We start from the raw sequence: 22,453 nt of genomic DNA, 5'->3' as shown, positions 1-22,453 counted from the left end.
GTCAGGGGCCTTTTTTGTGGGCGCCGCCGGCTGGAATCCCGAAGCGGGCCCCGTGCCCGGTCAATGCGGGGCGCCGCTTTTTTGCCGGTGTTTTCTCGGGCGGCCCGACAGCAGGCGGTCGAAAAGCACGTTCGGCAGCACACGCAGCAGCTTGGCCACCACGCCCATCTGCCAGGGAATGACGCGGTAGCTCGCGCCCGCGCGGATCGCGGCGAACGCGCGGTCGGCAAAGTCCCCGGGCTGCATCAAAAAGGGCATGGCGTAGCGGTTCTGCCGGGTGAGCGGGGTGTCGATGTACCCCGGGCACAGCGTGACCACCCGCACCCCCGACGAACGCAATTCGCCCCGCAGGCTTTCGCAGTAGCTGATGACCGCCGCCTTGCTGCCGCAGTACGCGCCGTGGCCGGGCAGGCCCCGGATGCCGGCGACGCTGCCGATGCCCACGAGCGCCCCGCTGCCGCGTTGGGCCATCGCATCCACGAACGGCTGGAACGTGGCCGCCATGCCGATGTTGTTGGTGGCGAAGGTGCGGGCCATCACGTCGATGTCCTCGCGCACGGCGGTGTCCATGCCCACGCTGATGCCCGCGTTGGCGATGACGACATCGGGCACCCCTTGCCGGGCCATGCAGTCCTGGCCCGCCGCCACGATGCTGTCGGGCTGCGCCACATCGGCGCTATAAATTTGATAGCTACCTGCCGGGATGTTGTTTGCGCTGGCCCACGATTGCATCTCTGCCGTGCGGCGGGCCACCAGCGCGAGCCGGTAGCCGGCCTGGTGAAAGCGCAGGGCGAGCGCCTGGCCGATGCCGCTGGATGCGCCGGTGATGAACACCAGAGGGCTGGAAGGCATGGGGGCTCCTGAGGGGTGGTTAGGCATCGTGCGCCGTCCAGTGCCGGTCACTTGCCGGCCGGCGGCATCAGCATGCCCTTCACGCGGCCCTGCAGCTGCATGATCTGGCTGAGGTTGTTGTAGTCCATGGTGTCGGCGGTGAACTGGTCCTTGCCCCGCGTCAGCGTGACCGGCTGGTTCGACTGCACCCGCTCGTCGTTCAGCCACGCGTGCAGGAACTCGCCCCGGAACTGAAGGCGCGGCAGCGGCTCGCGCCCGGGACGCACCAGGGGCTCGCGGGTGACGATGGCGTTGCCGAACAGTTGCACCTCGGAACCGTCCGCATTGGTGAGCGCGCGGTCGGCCGTGGCGATGGTCAGGCGGCCATCGGGCGCGACCGAGCGCATGTGGGCCTTGTCGATCTCCAGCGTGTCGGTGTCCAGGTAGTGGCGCGCGAAATCGCCGCGGACATCGCTTTGCAGCCGGCCGGTGGCATCGAAGCTCTTGACCGAGAAGGTCTTCATGAAATAGTCCGGCTCGTGCGTCAGCGGGCGCTCCTGCACGGGCTTGGCCGGTGTGGGCGCGTTGCGCACCAGCCACCACGTGCCCAGCGCCATGAGCCCCATGAGGGCCACGGGAAGGTAGATGGACAGCCGGTCCCAGCCCCGGCGCAGCGTGGCGATCATGCGGTGTAGGCCTCCAGCAGTTGGGCATAGCGGCCACTGGCCACCAGCAGCAGGTCGCAGAACTCGCGCGCCGCGCCGGCCCCGCCCGCTGCGGCGGTGACGTGGTGGGCCACCGCACGGGCCTCGATGTGGGCATGGCAGGGCGCGCAGGCGAGGGCGCAGCGGCGCATCAGGGGCAGGTCGGGCCAGTCATCGCCGATCACGGCGGCCTGCGCCCAGTCGAGTCCCAGTTCGGCCAGGATGGATTCGGCGGCCGGGCGCTTGTCTTCGGTGCCGAAGCGGGCATGCACCACGCCCAGGTTCTTCAGGCGCAGGCGCAGCGCGGGGGCATCGCGGCCGGTCACCACGGCGGGGGTGATTCCGGCCTTTTGCAGCAGCTTGATGCCGTGGCCGTCGAGCGTGTGAAAGCGCTTGAGCGTCTCGCCGGCTTCGCTGAAGTACAGGCCGCCGTCGGTGAGCACGCCGTCCACGTCGAAAAACGCCACGCGCACGCCCTGCGCGCGCAGCAGCAGTTGCGCATCGAACTGCAGGGCGGGCCGCAGGGGCGGCAGCGGCTGGCTGGCGGGCGTTGCCGCCCCGGCCGTGGCGTGGGCGAGGGGCTGGTCCATCAGATGACCTTCGCGCGCATCAGGTCGCCGATGTGCACCACGCCGATGAGAAGGCCGTCGGGATGGGCCACCAGCACGCTGGTGATGGCGTGGCGCTCCATCATTTCGGCGGCGTCCACGGCCAGCGCGTCGGGGGCGATGGTGCGCGGGCCGGGGTGCATGACCTCGCCCGCGGTCGCGCCGCGCAGTTCCGCGCCGGCTTCGATGCGCCGGCGCAGGTCGCCGTCGGTGAAGATGCCGAGCACGCGGCCCGCATCGTCCACCACGGCCGAGGCGCCCAGGCGCTTGGCGCTCATCTCGCGCATGAGTTCGCTGAACGATGCGCCGGGCGCCACGCGCGGGATTTCTTCGCCCGAGCGCATGACGTCGCTCACGTGGGTGAGCAGCTTGCGGCCCAGGGCCCCGCCGGGGTGGGAGCGCGCGAAGTCTTCGGACCGGAACCCGCGGGCGTCCAGCAGGGCGACGGCCAGGGCGTCGCCCATGGCCAGCTGCGCGGTGGTGCTGGCGGTAGGGGCCAGGTTGAGCGGACAGGCCTCGCGGTCCACGCTGCAGTCCAGCACCAGATCGGCATGGCGCGCCAGGGTGGACTGAAGCCCCCCGGTCATGGCCACGAGCGGCACGCCCAGGCGCTTGAGCACGGGCAGCAGCACGGTGAGCTCGGCGCTTTCGCCGCTGTTGGAAATGCCCAGGACCAGATCGCCCGGCGTGACCATGCCCAGGTCGCCATGGCTGGCTTCCGCAGGATGCACGAAAAAGGCGGGCGTGCCGGTGGAGGCCAGGGTGGCGGCGATCTTGCGGCCGATGTGGCCGCTCTTGCCCATGCCCATCACCACGACGCGCCCCGTGGTGGCGAGCACGCGCTCGACGGTATTGGCGAAGCTCGCGTCCACGCGGGCCGACAGGCCGGCCAGGGCGGCGGCCTCGATATCGAAGGTTTCGCGGGCCAGGCGCAGCGCCTGGTCGGCATGGAAGGGCGCAGGCGCGGCGGGGGCGGAAAGCATGCGCGGATTCTATCGGCCGGACCATGGGCCTGCGCCGCGCCTGGGCTAGCATCCGTGCATGTCTTCACTTGCCTTGACGTTGCTCTACCTGCTGGCTGCCGTGCTGGGGGTGGTGGCGTGCCGCAGCCTCAAGCTGCCGCCGATGCTGGGCTACCTGGCGGCGGGCATCCTGATCGGGCCCCATGCGCTGGCCCTGGCCCAGAACTCGGAAGGCGTGCGCCACCTGGGCGAGTTCGGCGTGGTGTTCCTCATGTTCGCCATCGGCCTGGAATTCAGCCTGTCCAAGCTGCGCGCCATGCGCCAGTTCGTGTTCGGCCTGGGGCTGATGCAGGTGGCGCTGACCATGGCGGCCACCATGGCGGGTGTGCTGCTGCTGTCGCGCTACGTGGGCGGCATCTGGGACATGGGCTGGCAGACGGCGCTGGCCCTGGCCGGCACGCTGGTGATGAGCAGCACCGCCATCGTGGTCAAGCTGATGGCCGAGCGGGCGGAGCTGGAGAGCGAGCACGGCCGCCGCGTGCTGGGCATCCTGCTGTTCCAGGATCTGGCCGTGGTGCCGCTGCTGGTGCTGATCCCGGCGCTCGGCTCCCGGCCGGACCAGCTGTTCGTCGCGCTGGGCCTGGCGCTGCTCAAGGCCACGGTGCTGGTGGGCGTGCTGCTGGCGGGTGGCCAGCGGGTGATGCGCTGGTGGCTCACGCTGGTGGCGCGCCGCAAGAGCGACGAGCTGTTCATGCTGAACCTGCTGCTCATCACGCTGGGGCTGGCCTGGCTGACCGAGACGGCGGGGCTGTCGCTGGCGCTTGGGGCCTTCATCGCCGGCGTGCTGGTGTCCGAAACCGAATACCGCCACCAGGTGGGCACGGACATCCGTCCCTTCCACGACGTGTTGCTGGGCCTGTTCTTCATCACAGTGGGGATGATGCTGGACTGGCACATCCTGCTGGAGCGCTGGGCGCTGGTGCTGCTGCTCCTGGTGGTGCCCTTGCTGGTCAAGGCCGGTGTGATCCTGCTGCTGGCGCGCGGCATGGGCGCCACCACGGGCGTGTCGCTTCGCACCGGGCTGTATCTGGCGCAGGCGGGGGAGTTCGGTTTCGTGCTGCTGTCGCTCACGCAGGAGCACGGGCTGGTGCAGCCCGCGCTGATGAACCCCATCCTGGCCGCGATGGTGCTGTCGATGCTGGCGACGCCGTTCCTCATCCTGTACAGCAACCGCATCGTGATGAAGCTGGTCGCCAGCGACTGGCTGCAGCAGTCGCTGCAGATGACCACCATTGCACGCAAGTCGATCAACACCAGCAAGCACGTGCTGATCTGCGGCTACGGGCGCTGCGGCCAGAACCTGGCGCGGATGCTGGAGCGCGAAGGCATTCCCTACATGGCGCTGGACCTGGACCCCGACCGGGTACGCCAGGCTGCGGCGGCCGGGGATTCCGTGGTGTACGGCGATGCCACGCGGCTGCAGGCCCTGATGGCGGCCGGGCTGGTGCGCGCCAGTGCCGTGGCGGTGACGTACCTGGACATTCCCGCCACGCTCAAGGTGCTGGCCAATACGCGCGAGCACGCGCCGCAGGTGCCGGTGGTGGTGCGAACGCAGGACGACCAATACCTCGACAAACTGCAGGCCGCCGGCGCGACCGAGGTGGTGCCCGAGGCCATCGAAGGCTCGCTGATGCTGGCCAGCCATGCGCTGGCGCTGGTCGGCGTGCCCATGCGGCGGGTGCTGCGCCTGGTGCAGGACCAGCGCGACGCCCGCTACAACCTGCTGCGCGGCTACTTCCACGGGGCGGACGACGACACCGTGTCCGAGCGCGACCAGGAGCGGCTGGCGTCCGTCACGCTGCCCCCCGGGGTGCGGCCGCTGGGCCAGGCGCTGGGGCCGCTGGCCCTGCAGGCGATGGGTGTTCGGGTGGTGAACCTGCGCCACAAGGACGGCCGCATGTCCCAGCCGGACGATGCCACGGTGCTGGCCGAAGGCGACACGCTGGTGCTCTCGGGCCACCCCACGGCGCTGGCGCTGGCGGAAGACGCCTTGCTGCGGGTGTGAACGCCTGGCAGCCGCAGGCGGCTGCCCCGCCGATACACTGCATTCCTTCCCTTCTTTCCCTCCCCCTGGCGTGGCGGCACCTGTGCGGCCGTGCGCGGGCGGCCTTTTCCTTCCAGCCTTCTCCACCGCGCCATGCAAGCCCTCAGCGTCAACGAATACCTTCGCCAGCACATCCGCACGGTGCCCGACTGGCCCGCGCCGGGCGTGCAGTTCCGGGACATCACTCCGCTGCTGCAGGACCCGAAGGTGTTCCGCGTGCTCATCGATGCCTTCGTGCACCGCTACATGGACCGGGCCCTGCGGCCCGATGTGGTGGCCGGGCTGGATGCGCGCGGCTTCATTCTGGGCGCGGTCGTGGCCTACGAGCTGAACGTGGGCTTCGTGCCGATCCGCAAGAAAGGCAAGCTGCCCTTCACCACGGTCGAGGAAACCTACGAACTGGAATACGGCAGCGCCACCGTGGAGCTGCATGCCGATGCCGTGAAGCCCGGCGACCGCGTGCTGCTCATCGACGATCTGATCGCCACGGGCGGCACGATGATGGCGGGCAAGAATCTGCTGGAGCGGCTGGGCGCGACGGTGACCGAGGGCGCGGCCATCGTGGACCTGCCCGAGCTGGGTGGCTCGCAGCGCCTGCGGGACGCGGGCCTGCCGCTGTACACGCTGGTGGACTTCGCCGGCCACTGAGCCCGGGGGCGGAAACCCGCTGGCCGGGCACGCCACGGCCCCTGGGTGGACTGGGGCGATAAAATTAGCAATCATTCTCATCCGACGGATTCGTTCCGGCGTTCGGCTGGAGACCGCCGCGTGGGGCGTTGACGCTGCTGCAGATGGAATGGCTTTTTCTCGTTCGCTTCTTTCCTGGGTTCCGTCCGCTATGTCCCGCCTTGTCCCGTTTGACCCGCGCCGCTCCGGCCTGCGGGCTGTCTCTCTTTCCGTCTCCGGCCTGGTTCTGGCGCACGCCGGACCTGGCGAAGGGGCGGGCCTGTGAACCGCGACGGCGCCACATCCCAGCCGCTGGCCCGGAGCGCTGGTGCGTTGGCCCCTGACGGGGCTTGCCAGCCGCAGGGCGGGGCATCGGAGGCCCGGCGCGCTCCATGGCGCCGGCTGTCGCTGCCCTCGCTGCGGCAGGCGTGGTTCCAGGTGCACTGGTTCCTGGGCATCACGGCGGGGACCGTGCTCGTGGTCATCGGCCTGTCCGGGGCGCTGCTGTCCTTCCATGAGGAAATCCTGGACGCCCTCAACCCCGGCGTGCGCCAGGTCACGCCGCACGCCGGGCCCATGCTCACCCCGCAGCAGATCATGGATGCCGTGGCGCGCGTGCCCGGCCACCCGCGCATCAGCACCCTCACGGTGCAATCGCAACCCGGCGCGGCGGCGCGGGTGATCTTCCAGGCGCGTCCCGGCGAGCGCCGGGGCGACACCGTCTACGTGCACCCCTACACCGGCGCGCTGCAGCCGGCGCTGAAGGGGCAGGACGCCTTCGAATGGATCGAGGCGCTGCACCGCTGGCTGCTGCTGCCACGCGACTCTGGCCGCGTGGCCACGGGCGTGCTCGCGCTGTGCCTGCTTGCACTGTCGCTCTCGGGCCTGTACCTGCGCTGGCCGCGCCACCCGCTGCGCTGGCGCACTTGGCTTACGTTCGATCCGGCGCTCAAGGGCCGCTCGTTCCTGTGGGCGTTGCACTCGGTGGTCGGCACGTGGGCGCTGGTGGTGTACCTCATGCTCACCGCCACCGGGCTTTACTGGGCGTTCGATGCAGTGCGCGACACGGTGGACGGCTGGGCCGGCATTCCGCGCCCGGCGCGCACGGCAGCCCCTGCCCCGCGCGCGGGCGGCAAGGCCGGGCCCGATGCCGCTGAGGCCGCGCCGCTGGACCTCACGCGCGCCTGGCGCACGTTCGAGCAGCGGGCAGGGCCGTGGACCCAGGCCAGCCTGCGCCTGCCGGCGCGGCCCACGCAGGCCGTGCAGTTCACCTGGCTGGCCACGGATGCAACGCATGATCGCCAGCGCAACCGGATGTCCATCGAGCCCTTGACCGGCGAGATGCCGGTGGACGACCGCCATGCCCAGCGCAGCGCCGCGGCACGCGCGCTCGCCACCATCTATCCCTTGCACATGGGCACTTACTTCGGCCTGCCCGGCCGGGTGGCGGTGATGGTGGGCAGCCTGGCCATGCCGCTCTTCGCGGTTACCGGCTGGATGCTCTACCTGGGGCGCCGTCGCCAGCGCCGTGCCACAGAGGCCGCGCGCGCCGCCCACGGGCAGCCCGCACCACTGGCGGCAGGCGGCGCGGCGCAGGGCGCCGACACGCTGCTGGTCGCCTACGCCAGTCAGGCCGGCCAGGCCGAGCGCATGGCGCTGCAGAGCGCGGCCGCATTGCAGCGCGCCGGCTTGGGTGTGGCCGTGCAATCGCTGCAGGCGCTCACGCCCGCGATGCTGGCCGGGCACCGCCGCGTGCTGCTGGTGGCCAGCAGCTTCGGCGAGGGCGAGCCGCCCGATAACGCCCGCCGCTTCGCCCGGTTGCTGACACAACAGCCGCCAAACTCGCTGCAGGGCGTGCGCTACGGCCTGCTGGCGCTGGGTGACCGCAACTACACGCGCTTTTGCGGCTTCGGCCACGCCTTGGACGAAGGCCTGCGCCGGGCGGGCGCCGAGCCGCTGTTTCCGCTCATCGAAGTGGACGACGCAGATCCTGCGGCCCTGGCCCGCTGGAGCGAGGCCCTGGCCGTATTGGACGGCGTGGCGCATCTGGCCCTGGAGGGGGCTTTGGCGGAAGGTGGTATGGCGCCCGTCTACGCGCCGTGGCGCCTGGAGCGGCGCGATTGCCTCAATCCGGGCAGCCTGGGCCACCCCTTGTTCGAGGTGTCGCTCACCTCAGGCATTCCGGTCGAATGGCATCCGGGCGCCTTGGTGGAGGTGCTGCCGCGCCACGCGCCCGAGGCCGTCGCGGCCTGGCTGCAAGCCGCGGGTGCCGATGGCGCTGCACCGGTGCAGCATGGGGGCGTCAGGACCACGCTGGCCGAGGCCCTGGCGGTGAGTGTGCTGCCCCCGCTGCCGTCGGGCGCGGCAGAGGTCCATGCCCAGGCCTGTGCCGATGCGCTGGTGGCGCTGGCGCCCCGCACCTACTCCGTGGCCTCCCTGCCTGGCGACGGCGCGCTGCAGCTGCTGGTCCGCCAGGAGCGGCATGCCCAGGGGCTGGGGCTGGCGTCGGGCTGGCTCACCGCCCATGCCCCGCTGGGCGCCGAAGTGGCTTTGCGCCTGGTGGCCAATCCGCGCTTCGATGCCGCCCCGGGCGACGCGCCTTGCCTTTTCATCGGCAACGGGTCGGGCCTGGCGGGTCTGCGCTCCCATCTGCGGGCCCGGGTGCGGGCAGGCCACCGGCGCAACTGGCTACTGTTCGGCGAGCGCCAGCGGGCCCACGACAACCTGTGCGCCGAAGAAGTCGGTGGCTGGCAGACGCATGGCTTTCTCGAGCGGCTGGACCGGGTGTTTTCCCGCGACGGGGAGGCCCATCGCCACGTGCAGGATCGGCTGCGCGATGCGGCGGACCCCTTGCGCGAATGGATCGCGCAGGGCGCGGTGGTCTATGTGTGCGGCAGCGCCGAAGGCATGGCGGCCGGCGTGGACGCGGCGATGGTGGAGGTGCTCGGTGCCGATGCCGTCGATGCGCTGATCACCGAGGGCCGCTACCGGCGCGACGTGTACTGATCCGTTGCAGGCCGACACGCGGTGGCGGCTGGGGTGATGAGGCCCTTGCCGCCGCTGGTGCGGCTCAGCGCAGGTCGCCGTACTGCGTGTTGCTCAGGTCCGGCGAGCGCGCGTCGCTGCCCGGCATTTCCGTGTCTTCGAAGCCGGTGGGCGTCGAAGGCAGCAGCGGTCCCGAGCGCGTGGACACCCCCGTGCGCGGGGCCGGTGCGGGGGGCTTGGCCGCGGCGGCGTTGTCCAGGGCCCGCTTGAAGGCCGCCACTTCGTCGGCCTCGATCGGGTCGAACGCCTTGGCAGGGGCGCGGGCCGGCGGCGCTGGGGGCACCAGGGGGGCGCTGCGCGGCGCGAGCAGCGGATCGATGGGCGGGGCGGCCACGGGTGCGGGGGCCGGCGCGTGGACCGGAGGGCGCGCCACCGGGGCCGGCACGTGCGGCACGGAAGGGCCAGCCACGCCGTGGGGCGCGAGGCCCTTGCTGGGCATGCCGATGGCCACGTGGTCGTTGATGCGCCAGTACACGGCGGTCACCAGAATGTCGAAGCGGGTCTTGGCGGTCTGGGCGATGAGCGCCTCGATCTCGCTCAGGCGGACGGTCTCACCGCCGTATTCGCGGGCCAGGTCCATCATCACCAGGAACTGGCGGCCGCGCTGGTTCAAGGACAGCACCTTGAATTTGTAGCCCGCGGACAGCACGCCCGCGCGGACCATGGCATCGCGCACCACGGTGTAGAGCAGTTCGCGCCGCTCCATGCGCTCGTTCTTGCGGTTGGCCGCGTGTTCGGCCGCAGGCTCGGCCATCGGTTTGCCGGGGCCGCGTCCGGGCACCAGAGGCACCGTGGCGTCTGCATTCAGCAGACCGGAGGGCTCCACCGCCGGGCGCTGCCGGGGCGCAGGGGGTTTGCGGTTGAACCAACTGAAAAGTGACATGCCGTGCCTTTTTCGGATAGCGCCAAAAGTTCGAAAACGAGTGTAACGCGCGCTCCGGGAGCCAATGGCTTTCCCGCGTCCGCCGGCCCCGGCACGGGCCCGATGGGGGGCTCAGGTGTCAGGTCGCAGCAACACGCCGGCGGCGGTTGCCGAGGCGCTTGGACAGCACCGAACCCATGGCCATGGCCAAGCTGAGGGCCACGGCCGGCTGGCGGTTGGAGAGCTCGGAAAACCGCAGCGCCGTCAGGTTCCAGAGCTTGGACGGTGCGCCTGCCTGCACGGTGGCGGTGCGGGGCTTGTGCGAGAAGAAGGCGCTTTCGCCCACCACGGAGCCGGGGCCGACGATCGCCAAGCGCAGGCGGTCTTTTTCGTCTTCGTAATGCACGCTGAGACTGCCGCTTTCCACGAAGTACAGCGTGCGGTCGCTGGCGCCTTGCGTGAACAGGGTGTGGCCGGTGGCGAGCGACATGGGCAGCAGGTAGCCCGACAGCAGGTCCCATTGCTCCGTGGTCAGCGGGTTCATCATGCTGTCTTCCGCCGGCGCCTGGGCGATGGCCTGCACGAGACCCGTGAGGTCCATTTTTGGGGTGTGGGATGACAGCACAGCATTCATAGTGGCGCGGAAGTTAAGCCCGATGCGTTCGGCGCACAAGCACTCTTTACCACTCCTTACAAAACGCAACCGTTCCGCGGGTGCGTCATTTTCCGATGCAGAAGCTGGAGAAGATCACGCCCAGTAGATCGTCGGAGGTGAATTCCCCCGTGATGGCATTGAGGGCCTGCTGCGCCAGCCGCAGTTCCTCGGCCAGCAGATCGAGCGCCGGGCCCGGCGAATGCAGCTGCGCCGCGGCCTCCATCAGGTGGCCGTCCACCGCCTGGAGCGCCTGCACATGCCGCGCGCGCGCGATGTAGACGCCCTCGGGGGCCGACTGCCATCCGGCCACGTCCAGCAGCAGGCGGCGCAGTGCGTCCAGCCCGTCGCCCGTGCGGGCCGAGAGGTGGACCGCCGGCCGGTCCGGGATGGCGGCAGCGCTGTGGCCCGGTGCCTGATCGGTCTTGTTCCACACGTCGATCACTGGCACATGGCCGGGCAGCGTCCGGGCGATGGTGCCGGCGATGTCGGCGTCGGCCGCCTGGTAGTCGGCCGCATCGGCGCGCGTGAGGTCGTGCAGGAAGAGCACGGCGTCGGCCGCGGCGATTTCGTCCCAGGCGCGCGCGATGCCGATCTTCTCCACCTCGTCGTCGCTCTCGCGCAGGCCCGCCGTGTCGATCACGTGCAGCGGCACGCCCTCGATCTGGATGGTCTGCTGCACCTTGTCGCGCGTGGTGCCGGCGATGGGCGTGACGATGGCCAGCTCGGCGCCGGCCAGGGCATTCAGCAGCGAACTCTTGCCGGCATTGGGCTGCCCGGCGATCACCACCTTGATGCCCTCGCGCAGCAGCGCGCCCTGGCGCGTGCGCTGCATGACGGCGGCCAGCGTCTGCTGCAAATTCGACAGCTGCCCGCTGGCGTCCGCTTTGCGCAGGAAGTCGATTTCTTCTTCGGGAAAGTCGAGCGTGGCTTCCACCAGCATGCGCAGGTGGATGAGGGCATCACGCAGGCGGTGGATCTCGTGCGAGAACGCGCCCGCCAGCGAACGGCTGGCGCTGCGCGCCGCGGCTTCGGTGCTCGCATCGATCAGGTCGGCAATGGCTTCGGCCTGCGCCAAGTCGATCTTGTCGTTGAGGAAGGCCCGTTCGGTGAACTCGCCCGGCTGCGCCAGGCGCAGGCCGGGTAGGCAGGCCCGGCCGCTGGCCGCGTCGGCCTGGGCGGCGGCTTCCAGGCAGCGCGCCAGCAGCAGCTGCAGCACCACGGGGCCGCCGTGCGCCTGAAGCTCCAGCACGTCCTCGCCCGTGTAGCTGTGGGGCGCGGGAAAGTACAGTGCCAGCCCCTGGTCGATGGACTGGCCGGCCGCATCGCGAAAGGGCAGGTACGTGGCTTCGCGCGGTCGCAGGGCGCGCCCGCACAGCGCCTCGGTGAGCGGTCCCAGGCCCCGGCCGGACACCCGCACGATGCCCACGGCGCCGCGCCCCGGTGCGGTGGCGATGGCGGCAATGGGGTCGGAGTGGCGGGGCAGCATGCGAAGAGAGTGGGCTGGGGGAACGGGGCATGATAGCTGCGCCATTCGCGTGGCACACCCCTGCACGGGGCGCGGCACCACGCCCGCAAAAGACAAAGCCCGCCAGGGGCGGGCTTTGCGTTCGGTCCGATCGGAGGGCTTACTTGATCGTGGTCCAGTTGGGCATCGGGCGGTCGTCCGCGCGGTGCAGCGTCTCCACGCCCTTGCGCATCGCCCATGGGCGGATCTGGTGGTGCAGGGGCAGGTAGTAGTACTCGTCCTTGACCAGCTTGAGGGCATCGGCGATCAGCGCGTCGCGCTTGGGCGCATCCATCTCCACCTTGATCTGGCTGATCATTTCGTCCAGCTTGGCATCGCTGAAGCGACCGCCGTTGTAGGTGCCCGCAGCCGTCTTGCCGGCTTTGGTGGCCATCAACGAATCCAGCGAATAGAGCGAGTCGAACGTCGCCACGCCCCAGCCGAACAGGTAGGCGCTCACGTCGTTGTTCATCACGCGGCTGACGAACTGGGCCATGGGGGCGGCCTGCAGCGTGGTCTTCACGCCGATGCGCGTCCACATGGCGGTGACGGCCTGGCAGATCGCTTCGTCGTTCACGTAGCGGTCATTGGGGCAGTCGAGCTTGAGCGAAAAGCCCTGGGGGTAGCCTGCGTCGGCCAGCAGCTTCTTGGCGGCTTCGACGTCGTACTTGGCTGCACGCTCGTCCAGGCTCTTGCTCCAGCCGTGGACCATGGGCGCGACCATGGTGCCGGCAGGCACCGACAGGTTGCGCATGGTGCGGCTGTGGATGCCGGCCGAATCGATGGCCTGGTAGAGCGCCTGGCGCACGCGTTTGTCCTTGAGCGGGTTCTTGCCCGGCGTGCCGGCACCCGGCAGTTCGTCGCGGAACTGGTCCAGGCCCAGGTAGATGGTGCGGTTCTCGGCGCCTTCGATCAGCGTGATGTCGGGGCTGGACTTCATGCGCGCCAGATCTTGCGTGGGCGGATCGACGACGAAATCGACCTGGCCGGAAATCAGCGCGGCCGAGCGCGTGGCCGCCGACTTGATGGGGGTGAACACGACTTCGTCGATGTTGCCCTTGGGCTTGTCCCACCAGTCCGGGTTCTTCTTGAGCGTGACCTTCACGTCGGGCTGCCAGCCCACCATGATGAAGGGGCCGGTGCCGTTGGCGTTGCGCGAGGCGAAGTTCTCTTCCTTGCCGGCATAGTCCTGCGCCTTGGTCGAGTTGTTCTTCTCGGCCCAGGCCTTGTTCATGATGCGGGCCTCGGTCAGCTCGCGCAGCAGCACGGGGTTTGGGCCCTTCAAGATCAGGTCCACGGTGAAGTCGTCGACCTTCTTCACTTCCTTGATGCTCTGCACGGCGGACTGCATGTTCGAGGGGGGCGTCATGGCGCGGGTGAGCGAGAACACCACGTCGTCGGCCGTGAACGGCGCACCGTCGTGGAATTTAACGCCCTTGCGCAGTTCGAAGCGCACCTGCGTGGGGGAGATCTGGGTCCACTTCGTGCCGAGTGCGGGCTGGATCTGGTACTTCTCGTCATAGCGCACCAGGCTCTCGTACACCTGCTGCAGGAAGGCATGCGTCGTCTGGTGGTTCTGGGCGTGGGGGTCCACGGTCAGGATGTCGTTGGCGCCGGCCCACCGCATCGTTGCGGCATGGGCCGATCCTGCTGCCAGCAGGACCGCGATGCCCAGTGCGCTCCATTTGAAAGTCGTACGCTGCTGTTTCATTGGCCAGGTCTCCTCGTCGGTTAACGAAAGTGGATGAAAGATGCCGCAGGTGGCAAGCAAGCATCGTACCCAATGAAAAACGGCCGCTGTACAGCGGCCGTGGAATGTGTCGCAAACGCAGCGCGTCCGCGCTGCGTTGCGGGTCAACGGAACTTCGGCAGGTTGAACTGCGGCGGCACGCCCATGCGCGTGTTGATGATCCACTGCTGCGCGATCGACAGGATGTTGTTCGTCAGCCAGTACAGCACCAGGCCCGCCGGGAAGAAGAAGAACATCACGCTGAAGATCAGGGGCATGAACCACATCATCTTGGCCTGCAGCGGATCGGGCGGCGCGGGGTTCAGCGCGGTCTGCAGCAGCGAGCTGGCGGTCATCAGCAGCGGCAGGATGAAGAACGGGTCGGGCGAGGACAGGTCCTTGATCCAGCCGATCCACGGCGCGTTGCGCATTTCCACGCTGGACAGCAGCACCCAGTAGAGCGCGATGAACACGGGGATCTGGATCATGATGGGGAAGCAGCCGCCCATCGGATTGACCTTCTCCTCGCGGTAGATGCGCATCATCTCCTGCTGCATCTGCTGCGGCTTGTCCTTCAGGCGCTCGCGCATCTCCATGATCTTGGGGTTGATGGCCTTCATCTTGGCCATGCTGGCGTACGCCTTCGCATTGAGCCAGTAGAACGCGATCTTCAGCAGGAACACCAGCGCCACGATGGACCAGCCCCAGTTGTTCAGCACCTTGTGCAGCTGGTCGAGCAGCCAGTACAGCGGCTTGGCCAGGATGGTGAGCCAGCCGTAGTCCTTCACCAGTTCCAGGCCGGGGGTGAGCGATTCCAGCATCGTCTCGACCTGCGGGCCGGCGAACAGGCGTGCGTCCACCGTCTTGGACTGCCCCGGCGCGATCTCGCCGACCGGGGTGATCATGCCGACCGAGTACAGGTTGGTGTCCACCTTGCGCACGAACAGGTCGCGCTGCACGTCGTTGCCCAGCAGCCAGGCGCTGGCGAAGTAATGCTGCACCATGGCCACGTAGCCGTTGGTGGAGGACTTGTCGATTTCGGCCTTGCCGTTCTCGATGTCCTTGAATTCGACCTTGTGGTACTTCTTGGCTTCGGTATAGACCGCGGGGCCGGTGAAGGTCGAATAGAACGACGACTCGCCTGGCGGCTTGTTGCCGTCGCGCACCAGCTGCAGGTACAGCTGGGGCGACACGGGCGCGGTGCCGGTGTTCACGATCTCGTGCTTCACGGCCACGTCGTAGGCGCCGCGCTTCACGGTCCAGGTCTTGGCCAGCTTCACGCCGCCCAGGTCGGCGGATTCGAAGCGCACGCTGATCTCGTTCTGGCCGTCCTGCAGGTCGCGGTTGCCGGCCACCACCGACATCGCCGTCTTGTGCGTGGGGTAGGCGCCGCCGATCAGGCCGGTCTGCGCCACGTACACGCGCTGCGCGCTTTCGTCCAGCAGCATGAACGGCTTGGACTTGTCGGCCATGTCGGGGTACTTGAGCAGTTCGCCATGCGTGAGCGAGCCGCCTTCGCTGTCGAAGGTCAGGCGCAGCACGTCGCTGGTCAAGGTGACGCGCTGGCGCTGTGCCGCCGCTGCCGGCTGCGGCACGCCGCCCGGCACCTGCTGCGCATTCGCGGGCGCCGCCGCGGCTGTGGGGGCCGGCACGGTGGAAGCGCCGGCGGTGCCAGAGGCGGCCGGCGCCGAAGACGCGGGCGCCACGGCGGCAGGCGTTGCACCGGGGAAGAAGGTGGCCTTGTGGCCGTTGTGCACTTGCCACTTGTCCCATAGCAGAACCATGGAAAAGCCAAATATCACCCACAGGATGGTGCGGCGAATGTCGTTCATGAAGACTTCTTCGGTGAGGAGGGGGTGGAGGACGTGGAAGGAGACAGGCGCGAGAACAGCCGCAGTGCGCGGGGCAGTTCTTCGGGCACCGGATCATGCCCTCCATCGCACCAGGGCTGGCACCGTGCCAGACGGTGCAGCGTCAGATAAGTTCCGGCCGCGGCGCCATGGCGTTCAAGTGCCTGCAGCGAATAGGCCGAACACGTGGGCTCGAAACGGCAGGCCGATCCGAGCCAGGGGCTCAGCACCAGCCGGTAGCCACGCACCAGCGCCATCAGCAGCGCGCGCATCATGACACAGGCGCCGGGGCGGGCTGGGGGGCCGCCGCCGTCGGTGCCCCAGTGGCGGTGGCAGCGCCGCCGCTGCGCCGCACGGCGTAGCCGAACAGCTGCAGCAGTTCGGCGCGAACCGCTTGCTTGAGGGCATCGGACGTGGCGCTGGTGAACTGCTTGCGGTCGAACGTCGCCCGCAGGCGCACCACGTGCGCGGCCTGCGGCAACTGGGACTCGAACGAGGCGGCCACGGCATGAATCTGCCGCTTGATGGTGTTGCGGGTGACCGCGCGGCGGGCCCAGCGCTTGGGCACCATGGCGCCCAGCCAGACGCCGGGCGGCTCGGCCATGCCAAACAGGGCCTGCGGCCCTTGCGCATGAGGCAAGGGGCCGGGCCCTGTGGGAGGTGCGGGAGGCGATGCGACCGCTGCGCCGGTGGGAGCGAGCCCCAGTCGGTGCAGTGCGAAGTGTGCGGTGCGGGAGACCGTTCCCCCGGCCATGGCGGCCTGGAACTGCGGACGGGTTTTCAGCCGTTGCATGGGAGGGTTCCCGCCCGGAACCGGGCCGAGTGCCGTGGCGGCCTTAGACGGCCAGGCGCTTGCGGCCCTTGGCGCGGCGTGCGTTGATGACGGCACGGCCGCCGCGCGTCTTCATGCGCACGAGGAAACCGTGGGTGCGCGCACGGCGCGTCTTGGAAGGCTGGTAAGTACGTTTCATGGTCAATGTCCTTGAGGGTTAGGTTCCGGGCGCAACTCGCAAGATGCGGGTTCCAGGCCCTCCGGATGCGGCACTTCGATCAAGATCAAAGCGCTTGGCCCGGGCGTTATTGCCCTGAACGCATTCAGGGAAACCGGCGATTATTGCAGGCTTGTGCCGGCGTGGCAATGGCGAGGCGGCAGTACAGGGGGTTTGCGGCGCGGGTGGCGCGCGCCGTGGGCGCCCTGACCGAGGTTGTGGATAACCCTTTGAAAAGGTACAATCCGCGGCCCTGAATCGTTCCTCCTATCCACAACAAGAACCGCCATCAATGACCGAGGAACCTTCCCGCAGCCCCGACAACGACCCAGGCGCCGATGCCGGACAAGGACTGTGGCAAGCCTGCGTCGAGCAGCTTGCGCAAGACCTGCCGGAGCAGCAGTTCAACACCTGGATCAAGCCGCTCACCGCCCAGGTCGCTCCCGACTTCTCCAAGGTCACCCTGCTGGTGGCCAACCGCTTCAAGCTCGACTGGATCCGTGCGCAATACGCCGGCCGCATCGCGGCCCTGCTGGAAGGCCTCTACGGCCAGCCGGTGTCGCTTGAGTTAGCGCTCGCTCAGCGTGAGACCGTTGCCCGTACTTACGTGCGATCCACGCCGACGGGGCAGGTGGTGTCGTCCGAGCCCACGCCCGCCGCGGCGCCCAGCGACGAGCCGGTGGCTGGTGCTTTCCGCTCGCGCCTGAATGCCGCGCTCACGTTCGAGACGCTGGTGGAGGGCACGGCCAACCGCATGGCGCGCTCGGCGGCCATGCACGTGGCGGGCTCGCCCGGCCACCTGTACAACCCGCTTTTCATCTATGGCGGCGTCGGCCTGGGCAAGACCCACCTGGTGCACGCGGTGGGCAACAAGTTGCTGGCCGACAAGCCCGACGCGAAAGTTCTCTACATCCATGCCGAGCAGTTCGTTTCGGATGTGGTTAAGGCGTACCAGCGGCGCACGTTCGACGAGTTCAAGGAGCATTACCACTCCCTCGATCTGCTGCTGATCGATGACGTGCAGTTCTTCGCGAATAAAGACCGCACGCAGGAAGAGTTCTTCAACGCGTTCGAGGCGCTGCTGGCCAAGAAGAGCCACATCGTGATGACCTCGGACACGTACCCGAAGGGCCTGGCCAACATCCACGAGCGGCTCGTTTCGCGCTTCGACTCCGGCCTTACGGTGACCATCGAGCCGCCCGAGCTGGAAATGCGCGTGGCCATCCTGATCAACAAGGCCCGCGCCGAAAGCGCCGACATGCCCGAGGAGGTGGCCTTCTTCGTCGCCAAGAACGTGCGCAGCAACGTGCGCGAACTGGAAGGCGCGCTGCGCAAGATCCTGGCGTATTCGCGCTTCAACCAGAAGGAAGTCTCCATCCAGCTCGCCCGCGAGGCGCTGCGCGACCTGCTGTCGATCCAGAACCGGCAGATCTCGGTGGAGAACATCCAGAAGACGGTGGCCGACTACTACAAGATCAAGGTCGCCGACATGTACAGCAAGAAGCGCCCCGCCAGCATCGCCCGGCCGCGTCAGATCGCCATGTACCTGGCCAAGGAGCTCACGCAAAAGAGCCTGCCCGAGATCGGCGAGCTGTTCGGCGGGCGCGACCACACCACGGTGCTGCACGCAGTGCGCAAGATCGCCGGCGAGCGCCAGCAGCTCACCGAACTGAACCAGCAGCTGCACGTGCTGGAGCAGACGCTCAAGGGTTGATGCCGAAGTGGCCCCGCACCCCCACGGAGCGCGCCCCGTTCACGGGCAAAATGGCGTGCTGGACGGCATGAGGGGGCATGGCCCATGCCGCCGTCCTGGCACGTTTCCCAAAACCACCAAAGGTTGACGACATGATTGTCCTGAAGGCAACACAAGACAAGGTTCTCGCGGTTCTGCAATCGGTGTCCGGCATCGTCGAGCGCCGGCACACCCTGCCCATCCTGGCGAACGTGCTGATCCGCAAGACGGGCAACGCGCTGCAGCTGACCACGAGCGACCTGGAAATCCAGATCCGCACCACCGCCGAGCTGGGCGGCGACACGGGCGACTTCACCACCACGGTGGGCGCGCGCAAGCTGATCGACATCCTGAAGACCATGCCCGGCGACCAGACCGTGAGCCTGGAGTCGAGCCAGTCCAAGCTGATCCTCAAGGGCGGCAAGAGCCGCTTCACGCTGCAGTCGCTGCCGGCCGAGGACTTTCCCCTGGTGCAGGAGTCGGCCGCCTTCGGCCCCGCCTTCAGCGTGCCGCAGAAGGTGCTCAAGGACCTGCTGGGCCAGGTGTCGTTCGCCATGGCGGTGCAGGACATCCGCTACTACCTGAACGGCATTCTGTTCGTGGCCGAAGGCCAGCAGCTGAGCCTGGTCGCCACCGACGGCCACCGCCTGGCCTTCGCCAGCGCCACGCTGGACGTCGAAGTGCCCAAGCAGGAAGTCATCCTGCCGCGCAAGACCGTGCTGGAGCTGCAGCGCCTGCTGTCGGATGCGGGCGGCGAGAACCAGCCGCACATCGAGATGCAGTTCGCCAACAACCAGGCGAAGTTCACGTTCGGCGGCATGGAGTTCGTCACGAAGCTGGTCGAGGGCAAGTTCCCCGACTACAACCGCGTGATCCCCAAGAACCACAAGAACAGCGTGACCCTGGGCCGCGCGCCGCTGCTGGCCAGCCTGCAGCGCACCGCCATCATGACCAGCGACAAGTTCAAGGGCGTGCGCCTGAACCTGGAGCCCGGCACCCTGCGCGTGGCGTCCAACAACGCCGAGCAGGAAGAGGCCGTGGACGAACTCGACATCGACTACGGCGGCGACACCATCGAGATCGGCTTCAACGTCACCTACCTCATCGACGCCCTGGCCAACATGGGCCAGGACATGGTGAAGGTGGAGCTGTCGGACGGCAACAGCTCGGCGCTGCTGACCATCCCCGAGAACGAGACCTTCAAGTACGTCGTGATGCCCATGCGCATCTGACGCACCCGTCTTCCAGCGCCGGGGGTGAGTGCTATGTTTTTTGTAGCTATATGCCCTAGAAGAATATGCGCTGGAGGCCGATTTGACCCTTATTGAACATTCAGGAAACCCCCCGGTTTCCACGGACCCCAAGGCCATCCATGACCGCTGAGAACACCCTGCCCGAGCCTTCCTCCGACGGCGCGGGCGAAGCGCAGCCCTTCACCAAGATCGACACCCAGCAGGCGGGCGCCAGCGAAGGCTACGGCGAAGGCGCGATCCAGATCCTGGAAGGCCTGGAGGCCGTGCGCAAGCGCCCCGGCATGTACATCGGCGACACGTCCGACGGCACGGGCCTGCACCACCTTGTCTTCGAAGTGGTGGACAACTCCATCGACGAGGCGCTGGCCGGGCACTGCGACGACATCGTCGTCACCATCCACTCGGACAACTCCATCAGCGTGACCGATAACGGCCGCGGCATTCCCACCGGCGTGAAGATGGACGACAAGCACGAGCCCAAGCGCTCGGCCTCCGAGATCGCGCTGACCGAACTGCACGCCGGCGGCAAGTTCAACCAGAACAGCTACAAGGTCTCGGGCGGCCTGCACGGCGTGGGTGTCAGCTGCGTGAACGCGCTCAGCAAGATGCTGCGCCTGACGGTGCGCCGCGAGGGCAAGGTGCACGTGCTCGAGTTCAGCCAGGGCTTCGTGCAGAACCGCATCCTGGAGACCGTGAACGGCGTCGAGATCTCGCCCATGAAGGTCATCGGCGACACCGACAAGCGCGGCACCGAGGTGCACTTCCTGCCCGACACCGAGATCTTCAAAGAGAACAACGACTTCCACTACGAGATCCTGGCCAAGCGCCTGCGCGAGCTCTCGTTCCTGAACAACGGCGTGCGCATCCGCTTGAAGGACGAGCGCACCGGCAAGGAAGACGACTTCTCCGGCGCCGGTGGCGTGAAGGGCTTCGTCGGCTTCATCAACGCCAACAAGAAGGTTCTGCACCCCACCGCGTTCTACGCCACGGGCGCGCGCCCGGCCGAAACCTACGGCGGCATTCCCGGCACCGAGATCGGCGTCGAGGTGGCCATGCAGTGGAACGACGGCTACAGCGAACAGGTGCTGTGCTTCACCAACAACATCCCGCAGCGCGACGGCGGCACCCACCTGACCGGCCTGCGCGCCGCCATGACCCGCGTCATCGGCAAGTACATCGACGCGCACGAACTGGCCAAGAAGGCCAAGGTCGAGGTGAGCGGCGACGACATGCGCGAAGGCCTGTGCTGCGTGCTGAGCGTGAAGGTGCCCGAGCCCAAGTTCAGCAGCCAGACCAAGGACAAGCTGGTGTCCAGTGAAGTGCGCGCGCCGGTGGAGGACATCGTCGCCAAGACGCTGACCGACTACCTGGAAGAGCGCCCCAACGACGCCAAGATCCTGTGCGGCAAGATCATCGAAGCCGCCCGCGCCCGCGAAGCCGCCCGCAAGGCCCGCGAAATGACGCGCCGCAAGGGCGTGCTGGACGGCATGGGCCTGCCCGGAAAGCTGGCCGACTGCCAGGAAAAAGACCCCGCGCTGTGCGAGATCTACATCGTCGAGGGCGACTCCGCCGGCGGCTCCGCCAAGCAGGGCCGCGATCGCAAGTTCCAGGCCATCCTGCCGCTGCGCGGCAAGATCCTGAACGTGGAAAAGGCGCGCTACGAAAAGCTGCTGACCAGCAATGAAATCGTCACGCTCATCACCGCCCTGGGCACTGGCATCGGCAAGGCCGCGGTCGAATCCGGCAAGAGCGGCGTGGACGACTTCGACGCCGCCAAGCTGCGCTACCACCGCATCATCATCATGACCGACGCCGACGTGGACGGCGCCCACATCCGCACCCTGCTGCTGACCTTCTTCTACCGCCAGATGCCCGAGCTGGTCGAGCGCGGCCACATCTACATCGCGCAGCCGCCGCTGTACAAGGTCAAGGCCGGCAAGGAAGAGCTGTACCTGAAGGACGCCCCGGCGCTCGACACCTTCCTGCTGCGCATCGCGCTCAAGGACGCCAGCGTGACCACCGGCGGCGCCAGCCCGCAGACCCTGACCGGCGACACACTCACCGCCCTGGCGCAAAAGCACCAACTGGCCGAGGCCGTCATCCACCGCCTGTCCGCCTTCATGGACAAGGAGGCCCTGCGCGCCATCGCCGACGGCGTGAGCCTGAACCTGGACACCGTGGCCGATGCCGAGGCCAGCGCCGTGCAGCTGCAGGCCAAGCTGCGCGAGCTGACCACCAACGGCATCCCCGCCGAAGTGGCCGGCGAGTTCGACGTGCGCACCGACAAGCCCATCCTGCGCATCAGCCGCCGCCACCACGGCAACGTCAAGAGCAGCCTGATCACCCAGGACTTCGTGCACGGCGCCGACTACGCTGCCCTGGCCGAAGCCGCCAGCACCTTCCGCGGCTTGGTCGGCGAGGGCGCCAAGGCCCTGCGCGGCGAAGGCGAGAAGCAGAAGGAAGAAAAAGTGTCCGACTTCCGCCAGGCCATGGCCTGGCTGATCTCCGAGGCCGAGCGCACCACTAGCCGCCAGCGCTACAAGGGCCTGGGCGAAATGAACCCCGAGCAGCTCTGGGAAACCACGATGGACCCCGAAGTGCGCCGCCTGCTGCGCGTGCAGATCGACGATGCGATCGAGGCGGACCGGGTGTTCACCATGCTGATGGGCGACGAGGTGGAGCCGCGGCGGGATTTCATCGAGACGAATGCGTTGCGGGCGGGGAATATCGACGTTTGACCTCCATGCATTTGGCGATGCATGCCGGTCGCCATCGCATTGGAAGCCGGTCATGCGCCGGCAGGTCCATTCCATCCAACATCCACATGGCCATGGCACACCAACCATGGCTCATTGGAGCGCTCCCCGCATGGAGACGGGTGGCTGCCTTCGTTACCGCATGAACTCGATGCGCTGGATGGAGCGGCGCATCGTTTCGCCCAGAAGGTTTTGTCTGAAAG

At 68.2% G+C, this 22,453-nt stretch carries 18 protein-coding genes; 6 read left to right on the top strand and 12 right to left on the bottom strand.

The window, feature by feature from the left end; genetic code table 11:
- Positions 1-60: 60 nt before the first annotated feature.
- The 4 genes from AVMA1855_RS03160 to AVMA1855_RS03145 are packed head-to-tail and all read right to left on the bottom strand — an operon-like array spanning position 61 to position 3,126.
- Positions 61-852 carry an SDR family oxidoreductase gene (locus tag AVMA1855_RS03160; RefSeq protein WP_284424557.1) on the bottom strand — a complete coding sequence of 264 codons (792 nt, stop codon included), beginning with the start codon at positions 850-852 and terminating at the stop codon, positions 61-63.
- A gap of 47 nt (positions 853-899) precedes the next feature.
- On the bottom strand, positions 900-1,517 hold the full coding sequence (lptC, locus tag AVMA1855_RS03155) for an LPS export ABC transporter periplasmic protein LptC (RefSeq protein ID WP_284424556.1): 618 nt from the start codon (positions 1,515-1,517) through the stop codon (positions 900-902).
- Positions 1,514-2,125 carry a KdsC family phosphatase gene (locus tag AVMA1855_RS03150; RefSeq protein ID WP_284424555.1) on the bottom strand — a complete coding sequence of 204 codons (612 nt, stop codon included), beginning with the start codon at positions 2,123-2,125 and terminating at the stop codon, positions 1,514-1,516. The genes lptC and AVMA1855_RS03150 overlap by 4 nt, the downstream gene beginning before the upstream one ends.
- Positions 2,125-3,126 (bottom strand): KpsF/GutQ family sugar-phosphate isomerase, encoded by a 1,002-nt coding sequence (locus tag AVMA1855_RS03145; protein WP_284424554.1) that lies wholly within the window; start codon positions 3,124-3,126, stop codon positions 2,125-2,127. The genes AVMA1855_RS03150 and AVMA1855_RS03145 overlap by 1 nt, the downstream gene beginning before the upstream one ends.
- Before the next feature lie 58 nt (positions 3,127-3,184).
- Here AVMA1855_RS03145 and AVMA1855_RS03140 point away from each other — a divergent pair, with 58 nt between their 5' ends.
- The 3 genes from AVMA1855_RS03140 (at position 3,185) to AVMA1855_RS03130 (ending at position 8,881) form a co-directional block, all read left to right on the top strand.
- Complete coding sequence (locus tag AVMA1855_RS03140) at positions 3,185-5,170, top strand: monovalent cation:proton antiporter family protein (RefSeq protein ID WP_284424553.1); 1,986 nt, start codon at positions 3,185-3,187, stop codon at positions 5,168-5,170.
- Between the two features lie 132 nt (positions 5,171-5,302).
- A complete protein-coding gene (locus AVMA1855_RS03135; RefSeq protein WP_092742468.1) occupies positions 5,303-5,857 on the top strand; it encodes an adenine phosphoribosyltransferase in 555 nt (184 codons plus the stop codon).
- Positions 5,858-6,283: 426 nt separating this feature from the next.
- Entirely contained in the window at positions 6,284-8,881 is a 2,598-nt protein-coding gene (locus AVMA1855_RS03130) for a PepSY domain-containing protein (RefSeq protein ID WP_284424578.1), read from the top strand.
- Between the two features lie 64 nt (positions 8,882-8,945).
- Here AVMA1855_RS03130 and AVMA1855_RS03125 read toward each other — a convergent pair whose 3' ends face one another.
- The 8 genes from AVMA1855_RS03125 to rpmH all read right to left on the bottom strand — a co-directional run bounded on the left by AVMA1855_RS03125 (position 8,946) and on the right by rpmH (position 16,491).
- Entirely contained in the window at positions 8,946-9,803 is an 858-nt protein-coding gene (locus AVMA1855_RS03125) for a hypothetical protein (protein WP_284424552.1), read from the bottom strand.
- Between the two features lie 118 nt (positions 9,804-9,921).
- Positions 9,922-10,416: a Crp/Fnr family transcriptional regulator gene (locus tag AVMA1855_RS03120; RefSeq protein WP_272566394.1), complete on the bottom strand. Its 495-nt coding sequence runs from the start codon at positions 10,414-10,416 to the stop codon at positions 9,922-9,924.
- Positions 10,417-10,501: 85 nt separating this feature from the next.
- Complete coding sequence (gene mnmE / locus AVMA1855_RS03115; RefSeq protein WP_284424551.1) at positions 10,502-11,923, bottom strand: tRNA uridine-5-carboxymethylaminomethyl(34) synthesis GTPase MnmE; 1,422 nt, start codon at positions 11,921-11,923, stop codon at positions 10,502-10,504.
- A gap of 139 nt (positions 11,924-12,062) precedes the next feature.
- Positions 12,063-13,652: an ABC transporter substrate-binding protein gene (locus tag AVMA1855_RS03110; protein WP_272566396.1), complete on the bottom strand. Its 1,590-nt coding sequence runs from the start codon at positions 13,650-13,652 to the stop codon at positions 12,063-12,065.
- A 143-nt stretch (positions 13,653-13,795) separates the two neighbouring features.
- Positions 13,796-15,502, bottom strand: a complete 1,707-nt coding sequence (gene yidC / locus AVMA1855_RS03105; protein ID WP_272566397.1) for a membrane protein insertase YidC — start codon at positions 15,500-15,502, stop codon at positions 13,796-13,798.
- Entirely contained in the window at positions 15,499-15,795 is a 297-nt protein-coding gene (gene yidD, locus AVMA1855_RS03100) for a membrane protein insertion efficiency factor YidD (protein ID WP_272550214.1), read from the bottom strand. The genes yidC and yidD overlap by 4 nt, the downstream gene beginning before the upstream one ends.
- A complete protein-coding gene (locus tag AVMA1855_RS03095) occupies positions 15,792-16,313 on the bottom strand; it encodes a ribonuclease P protein component (RefSeq protein ID WP_284424550.1) in 522 nt (173 codons plus the stop codon). The genes yidD and AVMA1855_RS03095 overlap by 4 nt, the downstream gene beginning before the upstream one ends.
- 43 nt (positions 16,314-16,356) lie before the next feature.
- On the bottom strand, positions 16,357-16,491 hold the full coding sequence (rpmH, locus tag AVMA1855_RS03090; protein WP_005798102.1) for a 50S ribosomal protein L34: 135 nt from the start codon (positions 16,489-16,491) through the stop codon (positions 16,357-16,359).
- A gap of 310 nt (positions 16,492-16,801) precedes the next feature.
- On the opposite strand from rpmH, the gene dnaA reads away from it, so the two are divergent.
- From dnaA to gyrB, 3 genes are all read left to right on the top strand, one after another.
- Positions 16,802-18,223: a chromosomal replication initiator protein DnaA gene (dnaA, locus tag AVMA1855_RS03085; RefSeq protein ID WP_272566399.1), complete on the top strand. Its 1,422-nt coding sequence runs from the start codon at positions 16,802-16,804 to the stop codon at positions 18,221-18,223.
- Positions 18,224-18,354: 131 nt separating this feature from the next.
- A complete protein-coding gene (gene dnaN, locus AVMA1855_RS03080) occupies positions 18,355-19,473 on the top strand; it encodes a DNA polymerase III subunit beta (RefSeq protein ID WP_284397642.1) in 1,119 nt (372 codons plus the stop codon).
- Between the two features lie 140 nt (positions 19,474-19,613).
- Positions 19,614-22,232 (top strand): DNA topoisomerase (ATP-hydrolyzing) subunit B, encoded by a 2,619-nt coding sequence (gene gyrB, locus AVMA1855_RS03075; protein ID WP_272566400.1) that lies wholly within the window; start codon positions 19,614-19,616, stop codon positions 22,230-22,232.
- Positions 22,233-22,453 lie beyond the last annotated feature (221 nt).

It is taken from the genome of Acidovorax sp. SUPP1855, from assembly GCF_030158955.1.
In the GTDB taxonomy this organism is placed as follows: domain Bacteria; phylum Pseudomonadota; class Gammaproteobacteria; order Burkholderiales; family Burkholderiaceae_C; genus Paracidovorax.
The sequence above is the reverse complement of the archived record's forward strand: the minus strand, read 5'-3'. Positions and strand labels throughout refer to the sequence as shown.

What these genes read in the sequence shown, in the direction of transcription:
- dnaA (WP_272566399.1), top strand. Translation starts at nt 16,802, where the DNA reads ATGACCGAGGAACCTTCCCGCAGCCCCGACAACGACCCAGGCGCCGAT.
- dnaN (WP_284397642.1), top strand. Translation starts at nt 18,355, where the DNA reads ATGATTGTCCTGAAGGCAACACAAGACAAGGTTCTCGCGGTTCTGCAA.
- AVMA1855_RS03125 (WP_284424552.1), bottom strand. Translation starts at nt 9,803, where the DNA reads ATGTCACTTTTCAGTTGGTTCAACCGCAAACCCCCTGCGCCCCGGCAG.
- rpmH (WP_005798102.1), bottom strand. Translation starts at nt 16,491, where the DNA reads ATGAAACGTACTTACCAGCCTTCCAAGACGCGCCGTGCGCGCACCCAC.
- AVMA1855_RS03120 (WP_272566394.1), bottom strand. Translation starts at nt 10,416, where the DNA reads ATGAATGCTGTGCTGTCATCCCACACCCCAAAAATGGACCTCACGGGT.
- yidC (WP_272566397.1), bottom strand. Translation starts at nt 15,502, where the DNA reads ATGAACGACATTCGCCGCACCATCCTGTGGGTGATATTTGGCTTTTCC.
- AVMA1855_RS03135 (WP_092742468.1), top strand. Translation starts at nt 5,303, where the DNA reads ATGCAAGCCCTCAGCGTCAACGAATACCTTCGCCAGCACATCCGCACG.
- AVMA1855_RS03150 (WP_284424555.1), bottom strand. Translation starts at nt 2,125, where the DNA reads ATGGACCAGCCCCTCGCCCACGCCACGGCCGGGGCGGCAACGCCCGCC.
- AVMA1855_RS03145 (WP_284424554.1), bottom strand. Translation starts at nt 3,126, where the DNA reads ATGCTTTCCGCCCCCGCCGCGCCTGCGCCCTTCCATGCCGACCAGGCG.
- AVMA1855_RS03140 (WP_284424553.1), top strand. Translation starts at nt 3,185, where the DNA reads ATGTCTTCACTTGCCTTGACGTTGCTCTACCTGCTGGCTGCCGTGCTG.
- lptC (WP_284424556.1), bottom strand. Translation starts at nt 1,517, where the DNA reads ATGATCGCCACGCTGCGCCGGGGCTGGGACCGGCTGTCCATCTACCTT.
- AVMA1855_RS03110 (WP_272566396.1), bottom strand. Translation starts at nt 13,652, where the DNA reads ATGAAACAGCAGCGTACGACTTTCAAATGGAGCGCACTGGGCATCGCG.
- AVMA1855_RS03160 (WP_284424557.1), bottom strand. Translation starts at nt 852, where the DNA reads ATGCCTTCCAGCCCTCTGGTGTTCATCACCGGCGCATCCAGCGGCATC.
- AVMA1855_RS03095 (WP_284424550.1), bottom strand. Translation starts at nt 16,313, where the DNA reads ATGCAACGGCTGAAAACCCGTCCGCAGTTCCAGGCCGCCATGGCCGGG.
- mnmE (WP_284424551.1), bottom strand. Translation starts at nt 11,923, where the DNA reads ATGCTGCCCCGCCACTCCGACCCCATTGCCGCCATCGCCACCGCACCG.
- gyrB (WP_272566400.1), top strand. Translation starts at nt 19,614, where the DNA reads ATGACCGCTGAGAACACCCTGCCCGAGCCTTCCTCCGACGGCGCGGGC.
- yidD (WP_272550214.1), bottom strand. Translation starts at nt 15,795, where the DNA reads ATGATGCGCGCGCTGCTGATGGCGCTGGTGCGTGGCTACCGGCTGGTG.